Consider the following 19,167-nt stretch of genomic DNA (forward strand, 5'->3'; position numbering starts at 1 on the left):
AGTAGGTCATCGCCAAGCGCCTAATAAGCTCTGAAAAGAGCAGTAACGAAGCCAGCTGAATAAGCTGGCTTTTTTGCATTTGATGTTTTTAAATTTGAATTCCAATTGCTTGCAAATCCGTTATTTTTATTCCATTGCACACAGATGTTTGACCTGAATTTCAAAATTTTGTTGAAGATTGCTATAGGTTTCAATTAAGTCCTTTTGCTTAGTAGCTGTTTTCCCGTTAGCATACAGGGCTATTCATCATTTTGTTAAAGGTTGTCGGGCACCTATGCTTCGTAAACTTTCTCTCGCGGTATTGATCCCACTGTGCATGCTGACACTTTATTTAGTGTTAGTCGTTGGTGAGTATCTGTATGAGAGCGATGAAGTTCGTGGTGAACTTGTCGAGCGTCAGGTGAATCAGATTAAGCAACAACTATTCAGAATGCAGACGGTTGTGCAATCGGCACAGGCTTTACAGGATGTGGAGCGTATCGAGCAGGAAGTCTCCTTGGCTGCGCTGGATATGAGTACTATGGTGTATATTTTAGTCGATGCGGATAGTCGAATTCGTTTCGCTAACCATACGGTTTGGCGTGATAGTAATGCCATCCAAGTGATTGATGGCTACGATGTAGTCAAACATCATGCCGTTGTGCAATCCTCCCTGCAGCAGATATCCGTGAACCTCGAACGGTTAAGTATTCAAGCTTATTATCCGGTAGTACCTCAATACCCTGGTGCTATTGAGTTGATCTATCTTGAATCCGATCTTGCCCCCTTAGTTTCTGAAGCTTCTGCCAAATTACAGCAACGTTTTATCCGTGTCTGGGGGCTCGGTGGTTTGTTATTGATAGGTTTTACGTTAATTCTTTATTACCTATTGATTCGTCCACTTAAGATTTTAAGTGATACCGCTAAACAAGTCGGTACACCAACATTTTTGACTCAAATTCCTTGGAGTTCTGCGGAGGTATTATCCCTTCAATCTAGCCTGCAACTGGTTCATGAACGTTTAGAGCGTGCAGTTAAGCAATTGAATGACAGCGAACTGCGTTGGCTATTTGCAGTGGAGGGGTCACGCAATGGTATTTGGGATTGGGATATAGGTACTGGCCAGGTGTTTCTCTCCGATCGCTGGAAAGAGATAATTGGTTATGAGCCGGATGAGCTTGAGGGTTCTTTCCAGATTTGGGAGACGCGGTTACACCCTGCGGACCGGCGAGCGGTTTTAGATAACTTGCAGGAATATCTTAGTGGTAAGAGTAAAGAGTTTGAGAGTGTTCATCGACTTAAGCACAGGGATGGTCATTATGTGTGGGTACTCGATCGCGGCATGCTAGTCGATTGGGATCATCAGGGGCGTCCAACACGCATGATAGGTATTCATGTTGATGTCTCTGAGAGTGAGAAGAACCATGCTGCAATTGCCCTGCTAGTTGAAAACTCTGTTGCGGGGCATCGAATGCTACCTGCTACATTTATGGAGCATTTGTCTCAATTTCTTATTCAAAGAAATAGCTCGGGCAATTGGGGCGGTTTTTTCTTTGTTGAGGTTGAGTGCTCCGGGGTGAGTGATTCTCTTACGCCACATGAGCTTGAGCGGTTATTTGCCCAGCTTGGCGCACGGTTATCGAGCTATTTTGCTGAGAACATTATAGTTGGTCATTTAGAGGCTGGACGTTTTGCGCTGTTGGCAAAAGAGTTGGGTATCGATGCAGAAATGGCGGGGCGCCGTGGCTTGGCTTTGGCGACAGAACTAAGGCAAATTATAGCCCGCCCTTTCCATTATGCAGAACATCATTTCGAACTGAATGCCAATGTAGGGATTTATTTGCTCGATAGTGTTGAAACCTTAGAGCCTTCAATCGTGTTACATCGCGCAAAACTTGCTAAGCAAACAGCCAAGCTACAGGAGCAAGCGGGTTGTGCTTTCTATCATACGGGTTTAGATAAACGTCAAAGTCGTGATGAACTCCTGCAGCAAGAGCTGAAGACTTCGATAGAGCAAGATAAGTTGTCATTGATGTTCCAGCCAGTTGTTGATGTTAATGGGGATATTATTTCTGCGGAAATATTATCCCGTTGGTATCTGCCCAATGGTGATGTCATCTCACCCTCCGAATTTATCCTTCTCGCTGAGCGTAGTGGTTTAATTGCTGACTTAGATCTGAGTGTCTTTAGACGGGCCAGTCAGTTATTGCAGCAAGCGAAAACCCAAGGCCTACAGTTGCCTCGGATGACAGTCAACATTAGCTCATTATCATTTTGCCAAGTTGGTTTTATCGAGCATTTATTGGAGTTGGTTAGTACTTATGCCCTTGATGTGAATCAATTGGGAATTGAGCTCACTGAAACTACATTCTTGATGCAAGAGACCTTTGTGAGTGAACGCATTGGTAAATTGTTCGCGGCTGGTGTGCCGATTGTCTTAGATAGCTTTGGTGTGGGTCAAAGCGCTTTAAGTTGTCTAATGAAATACCCAATAAGTGAAGTGAAACTAGATATCAACTGCGCGGCTATGGCCTCATCGCGGTGGCAAAGTGCTTTAATTCAGTCGGTACAGGCATTTGAGATACAACTAGTGGCTAAAGGGATTGAATCGGTTAAGCAGCAACATGCTTTTGCTGCCCTTGGTTGCCATGCTTATCAAGGCTATTGTTTTAGCCGACCACTCAATTTCGCTGATTTTAAACAGCTTGTTTGTCCTCGTCCTTTATTACGTAGCATTTAAAGAAGTCGAGCGCATAATTTAAGGCCTGATTTCGATAGACGTCTTTTTCCATAAAAATCTCATGGGCAGCACCCGCAATTATTTTTAATTGACAGTGAGTGCTGACGGCAAGATTTTGTGCTGCATTATCAACAATTTTATCTTCGCTGGCTTGCAGGATCAGTATAGGCGTGCGGATATGTGCCGTGGCCAATACGCAGGAATCCGCCGCATCTAAAGACTCTGTTAGCCAGTGATTGGTCGGCGAGCCGAGTTGGAGTTTAGGAGCCGCATCATATAATTCCCTATAGGCTTGGTATCTTGTCTGACTGTGGGTTAAGTCATTTCCTTTAAAAGGCACGGCTTTGTAATTTTGCCCACTGAGCACAAAGTTAGGTTCACCACCATTAAGGCTGGTGTCTAACCTGCTTGCTAACCAGCGAACAAACCCCTTTGGCATTGGCAGTTTAATACCGTACATAGGCGCAGAAAATGCTGCTGCAGTGAAAATATCGGGATGCTGTTTTAAATATAAAGTACCAATCGCCCCCCCCATTGAATGTCCGAGTAGAAACAGAGGTTGTGCTGCTTGTTTTAGTACGATTTTGTGCATGAACAGCGCAAAGTCATCGATATAATCATTGAATCTGCGTACGTGGCCCATGTGTGGATTGATTGTCATGCGAGCAGATAGCCCTTGGCCGCGGTGATCTAGGGCATAAACAGAGTAACCCTGTTGGTATAAGTCAAATACCAGTTCTTGATACTTTAAATAGGATTCTACCCGGCCACTGCTAAGGACTATGCTGGCGTGTGCTTTGGGATGTAATGCCACCATATAAGCCAAAGTGATGCCATCGGCTGCTGTTAATGTTCTTTGCACTACGGTTTGCCAGAAGGCTTGCTGCTCTGAGGTATTTAAATCGTGTTCGGTTGAAAATGCAGGGGTAGCTTGGCTCATACGCAGTCGCACATATCTTGGCAAAAAAGGTTTGCTAGAGTGTAACAGAGAACCATAGGAGTCTGAAAATGTAGACTCCTATGCTGTTAGTTTTATGGCTTGGCTTTTTGAGTTGCTATAAAGCCATCTATCTGCTCTTCGAGTATCCGCATAGGGACGGAACCATTTTCAAGCACGGCATCGTGGAAGGCGCGAATATCAAATTTGTCCCCGAGCTCCTGCTGCGCTTTTGCTCTTAATCGCTTAATCGTTAATTCACCAATTTTGTAGGACAATGCTTGCCCTGGCCAAGTGATATAGCGGTCAATTTCAGTGGTGACATTGTGTAATGATAAGGCGGTATTACTGGCCATAAAGTCGATTGCCTGCTCCCGACTCCATCCTTGGGCATGCATGCCAGTGTCAACCACTAGCCTAGCTGCACGCCACATCTCATAGGTGAGACGGCCAAAGTTGCTGTAGGGATCTTGGTAGAATCCGGCTTCTAGCCCTAAATATTCACTATACAAACCCCAGCCTTCACCAAAGGCAGAGATATAGCCATAACGGCGGAAATCGGGGAGTGACGTTAGCTCAGAGTTGAGTGATATTTGCAGGTGATGTCCTGGGACTGCTTCATGCAAAGTTAAGGCTTCTAATTCGTAAAGCGGTCGTTTATCTAGGGCATAGGTGTTAACCCAATAATAACCGGGTTCGTCATCACGGTTAGATCCCGAATAGCGACCAGAAGTATATTTAGGTGCGATTTCAGCGGGAACGGGGGCGATTCCATAGGGTTGGCGAGGCAGTTTACCAAAATATCTTGGGAGCATGGCATCGGCTTTTTTAGCTATAAATGCGGCTTCTTTGAGTAACTGATCTGCACTGGTGGTGTAGAACTGAGGATCGGTGCGTAGGAAATGTAAAAAGTCGGCAAAATTGCCTTTAAAGCCAACGGATGCGATGACTTGCTCCATCTCTTGGCGGATGCGTTTCACTTCTTTTAAACCCAGTTCATGCACCTGCGTCGATGTCATATTGAGTGTGGTGTAGTAACGAACACGATTTTCATAAAACGCTTTCCCTGAGGGCAGACTGCTGGCGGCAATGTTTTCCCTCGCGTTTGGCATATATTCCCGTGTCATAAAATCATAAAAACTCTGATATGCAGGCAAGACATTTTTTGAGACCAAGGCTCGGCCTTCTTGTGTTAATTGGGCTTTCTGCGCTGCAGTAAAATAGCTTGGGTATTGAGTAAATGGCTTGAAATAACTGCTTTTTTCAACGGGAACTATATAGGCACTGATACTGTTTTCAAAGCCAGTTAGCGTGGCTTTAGGCGGCGTTATTCCCTCGGCTAAACCTTGTTTTAACCAATGGGTCTGCTGGGCAAAGTAAGTTGGTAAGGCTTTTAGCTTGCCGATGTAATTTTGATAGTCTTCTAGGGTGTTAAAGCGAGCCTGTGCAATCGATGAAATATAGGCGTGGAAGCCGCTTTCAGCCGTGATTGGCAGGTAATAATCTTTGTATTTATAGAGATCTACATCGTTTTGGATCTGATCTTCGAGTATCTGAGCGTTAATCCTATCTTCTTTACTCAGTCGGCTGCGTTCGAGCGCTTTCAATTGGGTTAAAACCGCAATCTGGCCTTGATTGAGTTTGGTTAAGGCTTCGGGTGAAAGATCTTGAAGCTTTCCTGCTGCACTCTTGTCACCCATGCTATAGGCCATCTCAGGGCTAGCACTGAGCTGTAATTGCCAGCTTTGGTCAATAATGGCTTGTAGTGCGGGCGAGATAGGGCTGGTTTGAGATTGGGATGTTGTGATGGCATTTGACGCTGATGCGGGGTTTTGTATCTGAGGAGAGCCGGCGCTACAGGCGCTTAAAGCACAAATCAAGAGGCTAGGGGTTAAGAATTTATGCATGATCATTCTCTGATATTTTCGTTGTTATTGAAGTCATTATGCCTGAGGACTTAGGCAGATTCTCGTATGGATATTAAGCGGAATTGTGACTGAATGTGAATTTAAATACCTTTGACTCATAAATGCCCCTAAAAATGCGTGTTAAACTTAGGGTCCGCCCGCGACCAAATAACAAAAGCATTGGCTGGGTAGTTCAAATAGGGGTTAATTATGATTGATACATCCATTCCCTTGGTGGATCTGCATCGTCACTTAGACGGTAACGTGCGGGTGAACACCATTTGGGAGCTAGGACACCAACACGGCATTGCGCTACCTGCCGATTCTTTAGCAACGCTTGCACCGTTTGTGCAAATTCAGGGGAAAGAAACTAGCTTAGTCGCCTTCTTAAAGAAGCTCGATTGGATGGTTGCCGTACTCGCAGATTTGGATGCGGTTAAACGCGTAGCCTATGAAAACGTCGCCGATGCGGCATTGTCGGGCTTAGACTACGCCGAATTACGTTTTAGTCCTTATTATATGGCGATGAACCATAAGTTACCGATTGAAGGCGTAGTCGAGGCGGTTATCGACGGCGTTAAAGCGGGTTTAAAAGACTATAACGTGAAGATCAATTTGATTGGCATTATGTCACGTTCATTCGGTCAAGCGGCTTGTACTCAAGAGCTCGATGGGTTACTCGCCCATAAACAACATCTAGTGGCTATGGACTTAGCCGGTGATGAATTGGGTTTCCCTGGCGAGTTATTTAATGATCACTTTAAACGTGTGCGTGATGCTGGTTTAGCAATTACCGTTCATGCCGGTGAAGCCGCGGGCTCACAAAGTATGTGGCAAGCGATTCAAGAACTAGGTGCGACACGTATTGGCCATGGTGTTAATGCGATTCACGATCCTAAGCTGATGGAATATCTTGCTAAACACCGTATCGGTATCGAATCTTGCCCAACCAGTAACTTGCACACTTCGACAGTGTCTTCGTACGCTGAACATCCCTTTAGAACCTTTATGGATGCAGGTGTATTGATAAGCCTTAACACCGATGACCCGGGCGTCAGTGCGATTGATATTAAACATGAGTATCGTATTGCTAAGTCTGAACTAGGTTTAAGTGACGCCGAGCTGGCTCAAGTGCAACGCAACGGGGTGGAAATGGCATTTTTATCAGAGAGCGAACGCAAGGCGCTGTATGCCGCTAAGGCATAAGTAATACCAATCACATTTAAATATCTAATCAGTTCAGAGCCTCACAGGCATTTCAATCCGAGGCGCATTGACGCAGAAATGGTTATTCCCTTTTAAGTCAATGCAACACGGGAGTGGGATGCCTGTGTGGCTCCCAAAGGGCGGCCGATGTTAAATACATGGCAACACGCTTTATACTGCGTTTAAGGCTTTCGACAGAGCACCACTATGCCTTTAAGCCTTCGTCTTATCTAAAGCGCGTTGAACTCCCGCTGAATGAACAGATATTTAATACGATTGGTATAAGCTCTGAGTCGTTACTAAAAATAGCCACCGATAAAAAATCCGACTCTAGAGTCGGATTTTTTTATGAACGTTCGCGAGTGCTGCGATAGTCGTTTTAGATCACGCGGGAGAACTGCTGCTGACGTGCTTTTTGGCGATAGTAAAGGTCGAAGCACATACAGATATTGCGGATCAACAGGCGGCCCGTAGGGCTGATGGTGATCTTTCTGTCGGCCACTTCGACTAATTTATCATTGATAAAGGTTTGCAGTAGTTTTAAATCTTCGGCGAAGTATTCTTCAAACTTAATCCCGAGTTTTTCGTCCATTTTTGCCATATCTAAATCGAAGTGACAGATCAGTTGTTTGATCACAACACGGCGAATTTCATCGTCACGATTTAGGCTGCAACCTTTCCACAGCGCATGTCCGTCTTTGTCGATGGCTTCATAGTAGGGACGGATGTCTTTTTGATTTTGGGCATAGCAATCACCGATTTGACTGATTGACGATACCCCAAGACCGAGCAGGTCGCATTCTTCTTGGGTGGTATAACCTTGGAAGTTGCGGTGCAGTTTGCCTTCGCGTTGTAACTTAGCGAGCTCATCGTCAGGCTTAGCGAAGTGGTCCATACCAATGTACTGATAACCTGCGCCAGTTAAGGTCTCGATAGTTTGGTGCAACATCTCAAGCTTTTGTTTAGGCGAAGGTAAATGCTCATCTTTGATCTTACGTTGAGCGGCAAAGCGCGCAGGTAAGTGAGCATAGTTAAATACCGACAGACGGTCAGGCGATAAATCTAAAACACGTTGCATAGTTGCTGCAAAGGTTTCTGGTGTTTGGTGTGGCAAGCCATAGATTAGATCTATGTTGGTAGACACAAAACCCATGGCTTTCGCTTTGGCCATCAAGTCGAAGATGAACTGTTCATCTTGCTCACGGTTTACGGCTATTTGCACTTCTTTATTGAAATCTTGTACGCCGATGGATATCCGGTTAAAGCCCGCTTCTTTCAAAGTGTCGAGCATTGAAAGCTCAATCTCGCGGGGATCGACTTCAATCGAGTATTCTCCTTCTTCCGCAAAGTTAAAATTGGCCTTAATTAAAGCGGTAAGTTTAAGAATTTGCTCTGGATTTAAGAAGGTAGGTGTACCCCCACCCCAATGCATTTGGGTCACACTGTAATGCTTAAATAGCGGTGCGCGTTTAATAATTTCTTGGCTTAAATATTCAATATACTGATCGGCTTTGTGTTGGTGGCGGGTGATGACTTTATTACAGCCACAGTAATAGCAAAGTTTAGCGCAGAAGGGGATATGAATGTACAGCGATAGTTTGTCACTCTTGCTGTTTTCAATCGCCGTTAACAGGTTTTGTTCTGTGAATGAATCATCGAACTCCAGCGCCGTTGGGTAAGACGTATAACGGGGACCGCTGTAGTTATATTTTTCGATCATCGATTGATCCCAGCTAATCTGAGTGGGCTGCTTCAAGGCGTGTCCTCCGAGGGTAAATTAGCAACAAGCGAAGTATGCAAGGTTCTTTGGTAAATAACCTTGATCTAGGTTGTAAAAATGACGTCTGTCTTTTTAGAAGTTACGCAATATCTATCAAAAAAGTACGCTTGTCTGTCGATATGTGGTGGTTTTGTGCGCAGGCTCACGGGGGGAGGAGCGTAAGATGGGTATGAGCTTTATCGGGAAGACTTCAAAACCACTGTATAAGTGATCTTGAAGTATCGAAATCCGTTTGTTCAATGCATTGCTTTGGGTTGGTAAGCCGACAGTTTTTTCGCATCATTGCTAATGTCTTGCTCTAATGTGGCTTCTGACTTCATTCTGATCAAGTCTAATCTCATCCTTTCCTGTTTAGGTAAGGCTTGACGGGCCTCCATAATAGGATGATCTTTAATTAGCTCAAAGTGTTGGAATAATGCAGGAAACTCAGGTGCGACCCGTTCACTCAGGGATAAAATTTCAAATAATCGCCCAATTCTGACCACGCCTTCGGAGATTTCACAGCGGTCTTCAATCATAGCTGTAGCGATATAGCGAATATCATCTAAAACTTGGGCGCGTTTCGCGCTTGCTATGGCTTCGCGTTCCGCAAGTGCTGCCTGCTGACGTTGTTTTTGCCGTTGCAACTTTAAGAGTAGGTAAGTGGCGTAGCTGCTGAGTGCCACTATGATAAAAAACCGAGAATGATAATGGCTGTAGACACAAAGACTCCTTATATGAACGACATAAGGAGCACAGCTTGCCAACTGAGACCCCCTATGCCTTAGCACTGAGAGGTTAGAACTTGTCTTGATAATCTTTTAATAAGTCAGCGCCTGATTCGAACTTGTCGAACAACTCATCGTCAGACAAAGACTTAGCAGGTGATGAAGGTGAGTCATCATTCATATCATCGCTGATACCTAACTTAACCATCAGAGCCTCAATCTTATTCAGTTGTTGATCTAACCATTTTTGGTCAACATCGTTGAGATCACGGCCTTCTTCAAGCATATCTAACAGCTGATTTAGTCTTGGATCTTCTTCCAATTTCAGCAGTTTCTGCTCGTCAGTCAGCTTAGCTTGTTTCACTTTTGGCTGAGCGGCTTTATCTGTTACCACTGCCGCAGGAATCGCTAAAGCAATAGGCTTTTTACTGCCATGGCGAGGATCCTTCTTTTGCGTTGCATTTTGCTGGGGCGCTTGGGCCAAGATAAGGCCTTCGTTATGACGACTGCCAGATTTATTGCCCGTTTCTTTACGTTTGCCTGTGGCTACAGCGCGATCTTGCTTCTTCACTCTTGGCTGTAACTTCGGGCTGTTCTCGCCGCCCTTGCGTGTTTTCTTGCTACGAGACATGGTTTTCTCAATTGTTTACAACGTGTGGCCTTGCAGAGATGGAATCACCCCATCTACAAGGTGCTAAATTAGGTCGGGTGTTATACCAGATTATGATGTTTTTTGCATCAAAACGAGGTCTTTCGCGGCAAATAATAGTTCAAAATGGCTATTTTGAGCTAAGTGCTCAAAGGTTTGTCTTTGATAGAAACTCACATGGGTAAGGTTGTTTTTATAGTGCCACTTAGCAAAACCTTCCAAATCAACTAATAAAGGTGTGCTGATCGCTAACCAGCCGCCGGGTCGGAGTAAACGAGTGAGTAGATTCCATTCTTTGATCGGGTACTGAAAATGCTCAAACACTCGGTAGCAACAGATAAAATCATATTCTTGTTTTAGGGTGTCATGATCCGGCGCAAAAAAAGGGTCGTATTGTTTTAGGGTGTGTCCCGCTGATTCGATAGTGGTCAGACTCGTCTGATCGAGTATACGCCCAAAATTGAGTCCCAATAAACTGCCTGCTTGCTGATATTGAAGCTGTTCTAGTAATGGCAAAATAAATTGTGATAATTGCCGCTGTTTAGATGCGACCCTAGAGCGGCCATATCTTTGTTTTTCTGCTGCAGGGGGAAGATGACTACTCGCATCGGCAAAGGTTAATCCACAAGTCATACAAACATAAAAACTCCGCTTTTTATCCTGAAGGAGTATGTAAGTTTGGCTGTTATGACAAAGGGGGCATTTGCGCATTGAGTCAGCTAGAAAGATTATTAAGGTGTTGATTGTATCAATTATATTGGGTTAGTGCACATTTTCGAAACAGCAGTGGGTTACAAATGACAACAAAGAAAAAGGCGGCAGTTAAACTGCCGCCTTACAAAGGGTGCATCTAGCACCTTATCCTGATTCCAAGTATCCGTACTTGCTATGTGACTTTCCCGGTCAGTATCCTTCTTTTTTTACTGCTTTCCCTGCAACATTTTAGTTATCGGTCTTCCAGACACTTAATTTATTTTCTGTCGCCATCCTGACCACAGTTTCCGTAGATGGTCTCAAGACACATCTTGTTTAGCAGCGTCATCATTGACGTTCAGTTAACCATCCATGTTGCTTAAGTACCTTCCAGTGATAACAAGCTTCCAGCCAGTGCATCCTAAGCTTATTAGCTTCCTTTGCTACAATTTGAATCATTCAAACTGTGTCCTGATGGGGCAAGTTACCCTGAGTGTAAGGCGTTTTGCTTAGTGCAAATTGGCGTTATCGGCCATCCCTTACAAAAATGTACTGACCTGGACTTCAACACGAAATCACGACTCTTATTATTATTAGAGAGTGGTCTTAATTATATTATTGTTATTGAATATATTTATTCTTATATCTTGAATGTTAATTATACCGAAATCTGCAAGTTATTATTAATCTTTTTGTACAAACAGATGGGTTTATCTCGGTACGGGGCTTATTAAACCCTAAATCTGTGATCTATGTCAAGCAGGAATCTTTGCCAGTTTACGTTAACGTAAACATGATGGGCCCAAAGCCAATGACAATGCCGTCTTTCCAGTGAAAACAATAGGGGAGTTTTTTAGGTTTTTCTTCGTTGAGCCGATATTTGCATGCGGTAATTCATGGAATGGCTTTTGATGCTTTGAAAAATGTTAGAGGTTGGGCAACTAGGCTAATGATACTTTCTTGCGGGTAAGTATGACTCGAAGCGGGCTGGCAGAGTGTATTAGGGGGAGGTGATCGCAAGGACGATTTATAACATAAATCATCCTTGCGGGTCTGGTGCTCACAAAATCTCTTTGACTAAAGAGATTGGACTACACTGCTTAGCCTTATTTCAGGCTAGACAGATATTTAGAAAGAGCGTCAATATCGCTGTCGCTTAACTTTTTAGCGACATCTTGCATCATGCCGTTGAGATCATTATTACGGCCTGCATCACGGAACTTAGTCAGTTGGATTTTGATATAGTTAGCGTGTTGACCAGCTAAAGCGGGGAAGCCGGCAAGCTCAGCACCTTTACCATCAGGACCATGACAAGCCATACAGGCTGTAATGCCGCGCGAAACATCCCCACCTTTGTATAACTTGGGACCAAGCTCTGGCACTTCTTTCACATCTGCGACTTGTAAGGCTTGGCTGGAGAAATATGCGGTAATATCGAGAATATCCTGATCGCTTAGAGCAATCGACATGCCACCCATGATAGGATCCATACGGCCATCTTTACCACCTGTTTGCGCAGCGCTACGGAAGTCATGTAGTTGCTTTTGTAGGTAGGTGGCGTGTTGGCCCGCAAGCTTAGGGTACATATCGATCATACTGTTACCGTCCATACCATGGCAGGCAGAGCAAACGATAATTTTAGTTTTTCCCGCTTCAGCATTACCTTCTGCAATCGCAGGTGAAGATATGGCGGCAACTACAACAGACAGCGCAAGAGCTAACTTTTTCATGGCGTTCCAACTTCTGGTTAAGATTATTATCCTGAGCTTACTAGGGTGACCCGCAAGCGTGGTAAAATATGTTTAATGTGATCGGGGTAATATTTTACACGAAAACGTGGAAAAGTAAGCAATTCTTCATTAATTATGGTATTGCGCAGAAAATATTTTGGAGTAAATAGTGACTGAATCTCATATAGATTTTCGCAGGGCGAAGTTTTTAATTAGTGCACCCGACATTGCACATTTGGATCAATATCTGCCCGGTGATGTTGGAGTTGAGATTGCTTTTGCTGGTCGCTCAAACGCCGGAAAATCAAGTGCACTCAATGCATTAACTGAGCAAAAAAACTTAGCAAGAACCAGCAAAACCCCAGGTCGAACTCAGCTTATTAACGTATTTGAGTTAGATGCACAGCGTCGTTTAGTGGACCTGCCGGGTTATGGTTTTGCACAGGTGCCATTGGCGATGAAAAATAAATGGCAACAAGCGCTTGGAGAATATTTACAGAAGCGTGCCTGCTTAAGTGGTGTAGTTGTGTTGATGGATATCCGTCACCCGCTCAAAGATCTGGATATGCAGATGATAGAGTGGGCGGTAGCGAGCGAGATACCTGTGTTGGCACTGTTGACCAAGTCTGACAAGTTAGCACAAAGCGCTAAGATGAAAACCGTAAATGAAGTCCGTAAAGCCTTAACTGATTTTGGGGATTGGGTCCAAGTTGAACCGTTTTCATCACTCAAAGGAACTGGAAAACCTAAAGTATTAAGCATACTAAATGAATGGTGTCATCCACAGTGGCTGACCGACGCATTAGATGCTGCAGATAGTGCAGAATAGTTGAATTGACAGCATATACAGCCTAAAACTTAGGTTTAGCTGTGTATGTGCATCTCTACTCTTGTCCAATCTTTCCCCAATGTTATCTAGCTCTCACCATCATAAATTTCAGGCAAAAAAATAGCCGATAACTATGTATCGGCCAAAAATATTAGCTCTTTTGGGGAGAAGCTAAATTCAACAAGACTCAAGCACCATTAAATACCTTTAACGGTTCTCAATGCAGACAGCATACATTGGATTTACTTTTTATTAAAGTAAATACTCTAAAATATATTTGCCAAAAAAAGAGCAAAAAAAAAGCCTCAGCAAACAAGTTGCTGAGGCGCCAGAATTTGGCTCATCACTATAAGTGAAATAAAGGTCTGAAAGATAGAACATCTTAACCTCTGTACCCTACGCAGAGCATAATACGCTATTTATCTTTAAATGGAAAACAGTTTTTTCAAAAATGATGTAATTGTGTGCGCTTGATCTCAGGTTTTGAGTGAAAAAACATCTCAAATTGATCTAAAAATTTCATTTAAAACGCTTAATCGGCTGATTTAGCGGAATAATTAGAAATTTATATACGAAAGAGATCAATACTCAAGATTTAATGTTTTTACTCTAAATTCAGCTAAATGTTCTAATGTACGCCTGAGAGAACAGCAGTTTTGGCACTTTTGAACATATACAGCACGACTTGAGCGCATTTGCGATTGAAGCGTAATTAGGAGCCGCTAAATGTATTGAGGGGATGATTGTGTTGCTGTGAGTTATGCATAGCGCTGCTGACTAAGATGCTAGCTTATAGGACGCTAAATATTATTCTATACCACAGGAGATGGCATGCAGGCGCGTCAGCGTTTGATCTCGCCAGAAACTCCTCTGAGGGAGACACTGCGATTGACAATTCGGAGCTGCTATTGAGTGAACTAACCTGAACTCAAAAAGTGGTTCAGGCTAGCTTTATCTTCTGTTCAATCAGATTGGTTGTTTTATGGGGATATCGAGGGACTAGTGAGCCTGATCCCAGTTATCACCAATACCCGCCTCAGCCAGTAACTCGACATCGAGATTGGCCGCTTGAGCCATAAGTTCACAAACTCTCAGCTTGAGAGCCTCAGCCTTATCTGCGTCTACTTCGAATACCAATTCGTCATGCACTTGCATGATCATCGCGATTTCGCCTTGGGTTTCTGTTTTTATCCAATTGGCAATGCTGATCATGGCTTTCTTGATGATGTCGGCAGCCGTGCCTTGCATTGGTGCGTTAATCGCGGCTCGTTCGGCGGCCTGGCGGCGCATCGCATTTCGGTCACGAATTTCGGGTAGGTAGAGACGGCGCCCAAACAGCGTCGATACATAACCTAAGTCGGCGGCACCTGCGCGGGTTTCCTCCATATATTTTAAGACGCCCGGGTAGCGGGCAAAGTAAGTGTCGATATAGGTTTGGGCCTCATGACGAGGGATATCAAGCTGACGCGCCAAACCAAAGGCTGACATACCGTAGATTAAGCCGAAATTGACCGCTTTAGCGCGGCGGCGTTGCTCGGTTGTCACATCGTCAAAGTCGGTACCAAACACTTCCGCAGCCGTCGCTCTGTGAATATCTTTGCCTTCGGCAAAGGCTTTGAGTAAACCAGCATCCTGGGATAAATGTGCCATGATCCTGAGTTCAATTTGCGAGTAGTCGGCTGCTAATATTTTGCGACCTTGTGGTGCGATAAAGGCTTGGCGAATACGGCGTCCTTCTTCCGTACGAATAGGGATATTTTGCAGATTAGGCTCGCTCGAGGATAAACGCCCTGTGGCGGCATTGGCTTGATGGTAACTGGTGTGCACGCGGCCAGTTTTGGCATTGACCATCAGTGGCAGTTTATCCGTATAGGTACTCTTTAATTTAGTCAGACTTCGATGTTCGAGAATGACTTTGGGGAGTGGATAGTCTAATGCCAATTCGACGAGCACTTCTTCTGCCGTCGATGGTGCCCCCTTTGGGGTCTTTTTCGTGATTGGATAGCCCAGTTTTTCAAAAAACAGCACTTGCAATTGTTTCGGTGAACTTAAATTGAATTTCTCGCCTGCAATATCATAGGCTTTAGACTCTAGTTCATCGATTTTACGCGCTAACTCTTCACTCTGTTGTCCGAGTAACATGCTATCAATTAATACGCCCTGGCGCTCTATGTCCGAGAGTACTTGGATAAGCGGTAATTCAATTTCAGTGAAAACGGAGGCCAACTCGGCTTCTTTCTCAAGCCTTGGCCAGAGGTGCTGATGCAAACGCAGGGTGATATCGGCATCTTCGGCGGCGTAGGGCGCGGCATTTTCCAGCGGAATTTGATTGAAGGTGAGTTGCTTAGCACCTTTGCCTGCAATATCTTCGAAGCCAATGTTTTTATGGCCTAAGTATTTGAGTGCAAGGCCATCCATATCATGGCGCGAAGCGACCGAGTTAAACACATAGGATTCGAGCATAGTATCGAATGCGACCCCCTGTAGTTTAATGCCTGCATTGGCAAGGATACTCATATCGTACTTAAGGTTTTGGCCGACTTTTTTAAGGTTTGCATCCTCAAGAATGGGGCGAAGCTTTGCTAATGCGACGGTTTTATCGATTTGAGTGGGGGCTCCAACATAATCATGGGCCAAAGGTAAGTAGACCGCTTTTCCCGCTTCGACTGCAAATGACATTCCGACGAGCTCAGCCGCCATATAATCTAAGCTGGTGGTCTCGGTATCCACCGCCACTAAGTCGGCTAGCTTAAGCTTAGCAATCCAAGTGTCTAATTCTGCTTCAGTTAGAACACAATCGTATTGGGTTTCAAGCGTTCCGGATGAGGTGGATGTTTCCTCTGTTTCAACTTTGGTGGCTGTGGTTTTGGTGATTGATTTATTATCTAATACTTCCGCTAGCCAGCGTTTGAACTCCATTTCACCATAACATTGGATCAGCTCATCTCTGTCTGCGGGTTTAACCGTGAGTTCATGCCAGTCTTGCTCGAGTTCAACATCGGTTTTGATGGTGGCGAGTTCATAGGAAAGTTTGAGCATGTCGGCATTTTCAATGATCTTCGCCGCCATGGTTTTTGCGCCCCTAAAGCCCAATTCGGAGACTTTTTCGGGTTCGGCTAATAAGTTGTTAACACTGCCTGCACCCGTCAACATTGCTAAGGCGGTTTTTTCACCGACACCGGGTAAGCCGGGGATGTTATCGGCCTTATCTCCCATTAATGCCAAAAGATCGATAATACGCTCAGGGCCGACGCCAAATTTTTCAGTGACTTCTTTTGGCCCCATGATGGTATCTGTCATGGTATTGATCAGCGTGATATTGTCATCCACGAGCTGCGCCATATCTTTATCGCCAGTACTGATCAATACCGAGCGTTTTTCGAGGCTTGCTTGGCGGGCGATGGTACCTATCACATCGTCGGCTTCAACACCCGGAATAGAGATAAGCGGTAATCCTAAGGCGTGAATAATGCGATATAAGGGCTCGATTTGTGAACGCAGATCATCGGGCATCGGGGGGCGATGTGCCTTATATTCGTCGTATAAGTCATTACGGAAAGTCTTGCCTTTGGCGTCGAATACCACGGCGATGTGGCTGGGCTGGTAACGCGTCAATAGACTACGGAGCATATTGACTACGCCATAAACGGCTCCCGTTGCTTCGCCCTTTGAGTTTGTCAGATGAGGAGGCGCATAATAGGCGCGGTACAAATAAGAAGATCCATCCACAAGGACAAGTGGGTTATTGGCAATAGTCGGCATAGGTAATTTTCGTTTATCGATGACTTAGATGGCGGTTAGCATGCCACAGATGCACTATTTCAGCCACGGCAAATTGACTCTCAGCCTGTGGATAAGTCTGTGAGTGAAAAAGTCAACTGTGAATAATGGCGTTGTTTACGGCTTAGTGCGATATTTTTAAGTTGTTGATTTTTATATTTATAAAATATTTTTGTGAGTTCAATACTGTTTCTTGAAAAATCTTCCTGATTTGTGGATTTTTTATTGACTCCGTAAAATACATCTAAGGCTGGCTTAATTTTCATCGTCCGTCAGATTCGACGAATTAAGTTAGCACGATTTTTAATCAGATCAACCAATTTGTTTATGGTTTGTTAAAATCAAATGGCATAAGAAGGATATTTTTAATGAAAAAAATCGCAGTGTTACTCAGTGGGTGCGGTGTTTTCGATGGAACAGAGATCCATGAATCGGTTTTAACCTTATTGTCCTTGTCAAAGGCGGGCGCTAGCTACCAGTGTTTTGCCCCCGATATTCAGCAGATGCATGTCGTTAATCATTTTTCTGGTGAGATTGAGAAGGCGACACAGCGTAATGTATTGGTGGAGTCGGCACGCATTGCCCGGGGAGAAATCAAAGCGACCACCGAGCTGGATGTGGGTGAATTTGATGCCTTGATCATTCCCGGAGGTTTCGGGGCGGCGAAAAATCTGTGTAATTTCGCCACTAATGGCAGCGAGTGTGAGGTAAACCCCTTAGTCGCTGATTTTATCAACGAGTTTATTTTGGCGAGAAAACCCGTTGGTTTTATCTGTATTGCACCTATGATGATCCCGCGCTTATATGGACACGGAGCAAAGGGCACAATTGGCAATGACGTTGATACTGTCGCGGCATTTAATCTGATGGGCGGCGTTCATCAAGCTGCAACAGTGCACGATATTGTAATAGATGAAGCAAACAAGATAGTCAGCACACCCGCATACATGCTGGCGGGGAATATTGCTGAGGCATATTCAGGTATCGAGAAGCTGGTCGCCAAAGTGCTGGAATTGACAAAGTAAGTGGTATCGGAATAGGACCAAGATAACGCTTTATGTGGTTATCTTGGTCAAGCGCTGATGCGCTTAGTGTGTCACTTTACGGCTATCGAACAGACCTTGGGCTAAGCCGATAATGAGGCCACCGATATGGGCGCCGTTTGCTACCGAAATTCCCAGCACGTCGGTAAAACCTAACACTAACCAAATCAGCATAAATCCCATATAGGATGGCGGTAAACCTATCCCCGCTGCGGGTTTGCGGATCCCCATCACCCAAGTGTAACCAGCAACCGCATACACTACCCCCGATAGCCCGCCAAAGTTGGGGCCGCTAACATAGTATTGGACGATATTGGGCAAAGTACCCGCGACCAGTAGGAGGATTAACAGTGGCGCAGTGCCTATACGTGTCTCGATTTTTCCACCCAAATACCACCACCAGAGTAAATTGAAGATGATATGCATGGCCGAAAAGTGCAGCAGGCTCGGGGTAAAAACGCGCCAGAACTGGCTGAAATCTGCATTAGGTACAGCACCAAAATAGGACAGAGCTTCGTAGGTTTGGTTCGCAAATCCTAAATTCATCGCCGCAAAAATAATGCTACAGAGTGCAAATATGATTAAGGTGATTGGTCCCGCACCAGTAATAAATTGGGTAAAAAGCTGTAATGACGGTGCGCCATAATCGAGCTTAGTATGAGTATCGCCGTGTTCCCACGAGGCCTGTAGGTACTTGCTATCGTAGGGATGGGCAATAAAGTGAGCAAACTCTTTGCGGGCTCGCTCTATATCTTTGTCGTGGACAACTAGAATGGCGACTCCTTGCATCTGTGGCTCAATTTGGCAGTCAATATGCTCACCCTTAAGGTAATCGACAAATGCCTGTGCGGCTCTGCTGTTTGGGAGTCGGCCTATTTCAATCATGCATTCGCCCCATGCCAGGCACTAAAGCCGCCATCTAGGCTGTAGACATCATCAAAGCCTTGCTCACAGAGATACTGCGCCGCATTTTGGCTGCTGATGCCGTGGTAACAAACCACAACCAGTGGTCTATCCATATCGGCTTGGCTAATAAATTGCGCTAGATTCTCGTTATTCAAATTGAATGCGCCGTCAATGTGGCCGTTGCTAAAGCTATTGCCATCGCGGATGTCGACGATTTGTACTGGCTTTGACTCGGTCATTTGCACTAATTGATTAACGCTTAGATGTTTAAAGGAAGACAT

Annotated in this window: 14 protein-coding genes and 1 pseudogene; 5 read left to right on the forward strand and 10 right to left on the reverse strand. The window is 44.7% G+C overall.

Annotation, left to right across the window (positions count from 1 at the left end):
* Positions 1-274 precede the first annotated feature (274 nt).
* Positions 275-2,719: an EAL domain-containing protein gene (locus tag SOHN41_RS00130; protein WP_007644047.1), complete on the forward strand. Its 2,445-nt coding sequence runs from the start codon at positions 275-277 to the stop codon at positions 2,717-2,719.
* Here the strand turns inward: SOHN41_RS00130 and SOHN41_RS00135 are convergent.
* Together SOHN41_RS00135 and SOHN41_RS00140 are read right to left on the reverse strand one after the other, a co-directional pair.
* Complete coding sequence (locus tag SOHN41_RS00135; RefSeq protein WP_007644049.1) at positions 2,676-3,659, reverse strand: alpha/beta fold hydrolase; 984 nt, start codon at positions 3,657-3,659, stop codon at positions 2,676-2,678. The two genes, SOHN41_RS00130 and SOHN41_RS00135, sit on opposite strands and share 44 nt — an antisense overlap.
* Positions 3,660-3,751: 92 nt before the next feature.
* The gene (locus SOHN41_RS00140; protein ID WP_037457676.1) at positions 3,752-5,563 is read right to left on the reverse strand and encodes a DUF885 domain-containing protein; all 1,812 of its coding nucleotides are present in this window, start codon (positions 5,561-5,563) and stop codon (positions 3,752-3,754) included.
* A gap of 210 nt (positions 5,564-5,773) precedes the next feature.
* Between SOHN41_RS00140 and add the strand changes: the two genes are divergently transcribed.
* Both add and SOHN41_RS20245 read left to right on the forward strand, forming a co-directional pair.
* Positions 5,774-6,769 carry an adenosine deaminase gene (gene add / locus SOHN41_RS00145; RefSeq protein WP_007644051.1) on the forward strand — a complete coding sequence of 332 codons (996 nt, stop codon included), beginning with the start codon at positions 5,774-5,776 and terminating at the stop codon, positions 6,767-6,769.
* A gap of 158 nt (positions 6,770-6,927) precedes the next feature.
* Positions 6,928-7,143, forward strand: a complete 216-nt coding sequence (locus SOHN41_RS20245) for a hypothetical protein (protein ID WP_083820706.1) — start codon at positions 6,928-6,930, stop codon at positions 7,141-7,143.
* 5 nt (positions 7,144-7,148) lie between these two features.
* On the opposite strand, the gene hemN is transcribed toward SOHN41_RS20245, so the two are convergent.
* From hemN to SOHN41_RS00175, 5 genes and pseudogenes are all read right to left on the reverse strand, one after another.
* Positions 7,149-8,525 (reverse strand): oxygen-independent coproporphyrinogen III oxidase, encoded by a 1,377-nt coding sequence (hemN, locus tag SOHN41_RS00150; RefSeq protein ID WP_083820707.1) that lies wholly within the window; start codon positions 8,523-8,525, stop codon positions 7,149-7,151.
* A gap of 260 nt (positions 8,526-8,785) precedes the next feature.
* Positions 8,786-9,252, reverse strand: a pseudogene (locus SOHN41_RS00155) (DUF2489 domain-containing protein).
* 74 nt (positions 9,253-9,326) lie between these two features.
* Entirely contained in the window at positions 9,327-9,887 is a 561-nt protein-coding gene (yihI, locus tag SOHN41_RS00160; RefSeq protein WP_007644054.1) for a Der GTPase-activating protein YihI, read from the reverse strand.
* A 90-nt stretch (positions 9,888-9,977) separates the two neighbouring features.
* Positions 9,978-10,616, reverse strand: a complete 639-nt coding sequence (locus tag SOHN41_RS00165; RefSeq protein ID WP_037457678.1) for a class I SAM-dependent methyltransferase — start codon at positions 10,614-10,616, stop codon at positions 9,978-9,980.
* 1,088 nt (positions 10,617-11,704) lie between these two features.
* Positions 11,705-12,328, reverse strand: a complete 624-nt coding sequence (locus SOHN41_RS00175; protein WP_007644057.1) for a c-type cytochrome — start codon at positions 12,326-12,328, stop codon at positions 11,705-11,707.
* A 169-nt stretch (positions 12,329-12,497) separates the two neighbouring features.
* On the opposite strand from SOHN41_RS00175, the gene yihA reads away from it, so the two are divergent.
* The gene (yihA, locus tag SOHN41_RS00180) at positions 12,498-13,157 is read left to right on the forward strand and encodes a ribosome biogenesis GTP-binding protein YihA/YsxC (RefSeq protein WP_007644059.1); all 660 of its coding nucleotides are present in this window, start codon (positions 12,498-12,500) and stop codon (positions 13,155-13,157) included.
* A gap of 999 nt (positions 13,158-14,156) precedes the next feature.
* On the opposite strand, the gene polA is transcribed toward yihA, so the two are convergent.
* Entirely contained in the window at positions 14,157-16,919 is a 2,763-nt protein-coding gene (polA, locus tag SOHN41_RS00185) for a DNA polymerase I (protein WP_007644066.1), read from the reverse strand.
* Positions 16,920-17,305: 386 nt separating this feature from the next.
* On the opposite strand from polA, the gene elbB reads away from it, so the two are divergent.
* Positions 17,306-17,962, forward strand: coding sequence for an isoprenoid biosynthesis glyoxalase ElbB (gene elbB / locus SOHN41_RS00195; protein ID WP_007644069.1), 657 nt, complete (start codon positions 17,306-17,308; stop codon positions 17,960-17,962).
* 63 nt (positions 17,963-18,025) lie between these two features.
* Here the strand turns inward: elbB and glpG are convergent, their stop codons facing one another.
* Both glpG and glpE read right to left on the reverse strand, forming a co-directional pair.
* On the reverse strand, positions 18,026-18,865 hold the full coding sequence (glpG, locus tag SOHN41_RS00200) for a rhomboid family intramembrane serine protease GlpG (RefSeq protein WP_007644070.1): 840 nt from the start codon (positions 18,863-18,865) through the stop codon (positions 18,026-18,028).
* Entirely contained in the window at positions 18,862-19,167 is a 306-nt protein-coding gene (gene glpE, locus SOHN41_RS00205) for a thiosulfate sulfurtransferase GlpE (protein ID WP_007644071.1), read from the reverse strand. Before glpE ends, glpG begins: the two co-directional genes overlap by 4 nt.

Source organism: Shewanella sp. HN-41 (genome assembly GCF_000217915.1).
Lineage (GTDB): Bacteria > Pseudomonadota > Gammaproteobacteria > Enterobacterales > Shewanellaceae > Shewanella.

What these genes read in the sequence shown, in the direction of transcription:
- yihI (WP_007644054.1), bottom strand. Translation starts at nt 9,887, where the DNA reads ATGTCTCGTAGCAAGAAAACACGCAAGGGCGGCGAGAACAGCCCGAAG.
- SOHN41_RS00165 (WP_037457678.1), bottom strand. Translation starts at nt 10,616, where the DNA reads ATGCGCAAATGCCCCCTTTGTCATAACAGCCAAACTTACATACTCCTT.
- glpE (WP_007644071.1), bottom strand. Translation starts at nt 19,167, where the DNA reads ATGTCTTCCTTTAAACATCTAAGCGTTAATCAATTAGTGCAAATGACC.
- elbB (WP_007644069.1), top strand. Translation starts at nt 17,306, where the DNA reads ATGAAAAAAATCGCAGTGTTACTCAGTGGGTGCGGTGTTTTCGATGGA.
- SOHN41_RS00135 (WP_007644049.1), bottom strand. Translation starts at nt 3,659, where the DNA reads ATGAGCCAAGCTACCCCTGCATTTTCAACCGAACACGATTTAAATACC.
- add (WP_007644051.1), top strand. Translation starts at nt 5,774, where the DNA reads ATGATTGATACATCCATTCCCTTGGTGGATCTGCATCGTCACTTAGAC.
- SOHN41_RS00140 (WP_037457676.1), bottom strand. Translation starts at nt 5,563, where the DNA reads ATGCATAAATTCTTAACCCCTAGCCTCTTGATTTGTGCTTTAAGCGCC.
- SOHN41_RS00175 (WP_007644057.1), bottom strand. Translation starts at nt 12,328, where the DNA reads ATGAAAAAGTTAGCTCTTGCGCTGTCTGTTGTAGTTGCCGCCATATCT.
- SOHN41_RS00130 (WP_007644047.1), top strand. Translation starts at nt 275, where the DNA reads ATGCTTCGTAAACTTTCTCTCGCGGTATTGATCCCACTGTGCATGCTG.
- SOHN41_RS20245 (WP_083820706.1), top strand. Translation starts at nt 6,928, where the DNA reads ATGGCAACACGCTTTATACTGCGTTTAAGGCTTTCGACAGAGCACCAC.
- glpG (WP_007644070.1), bottom strand. Translation starts at nt 18,865, where the DNA reads ATGATTGAAATAGGCCGACTCCCAAACAGCAGAGCCGCACAGGCATTT.
- polA (WP_007644066.1), bottom strand. Translation starts at nt 16,919, where the DNA reads ATGCCGACTATTGCCAATAACCCACTTGTCCTTGTGGATGGATCTTCT.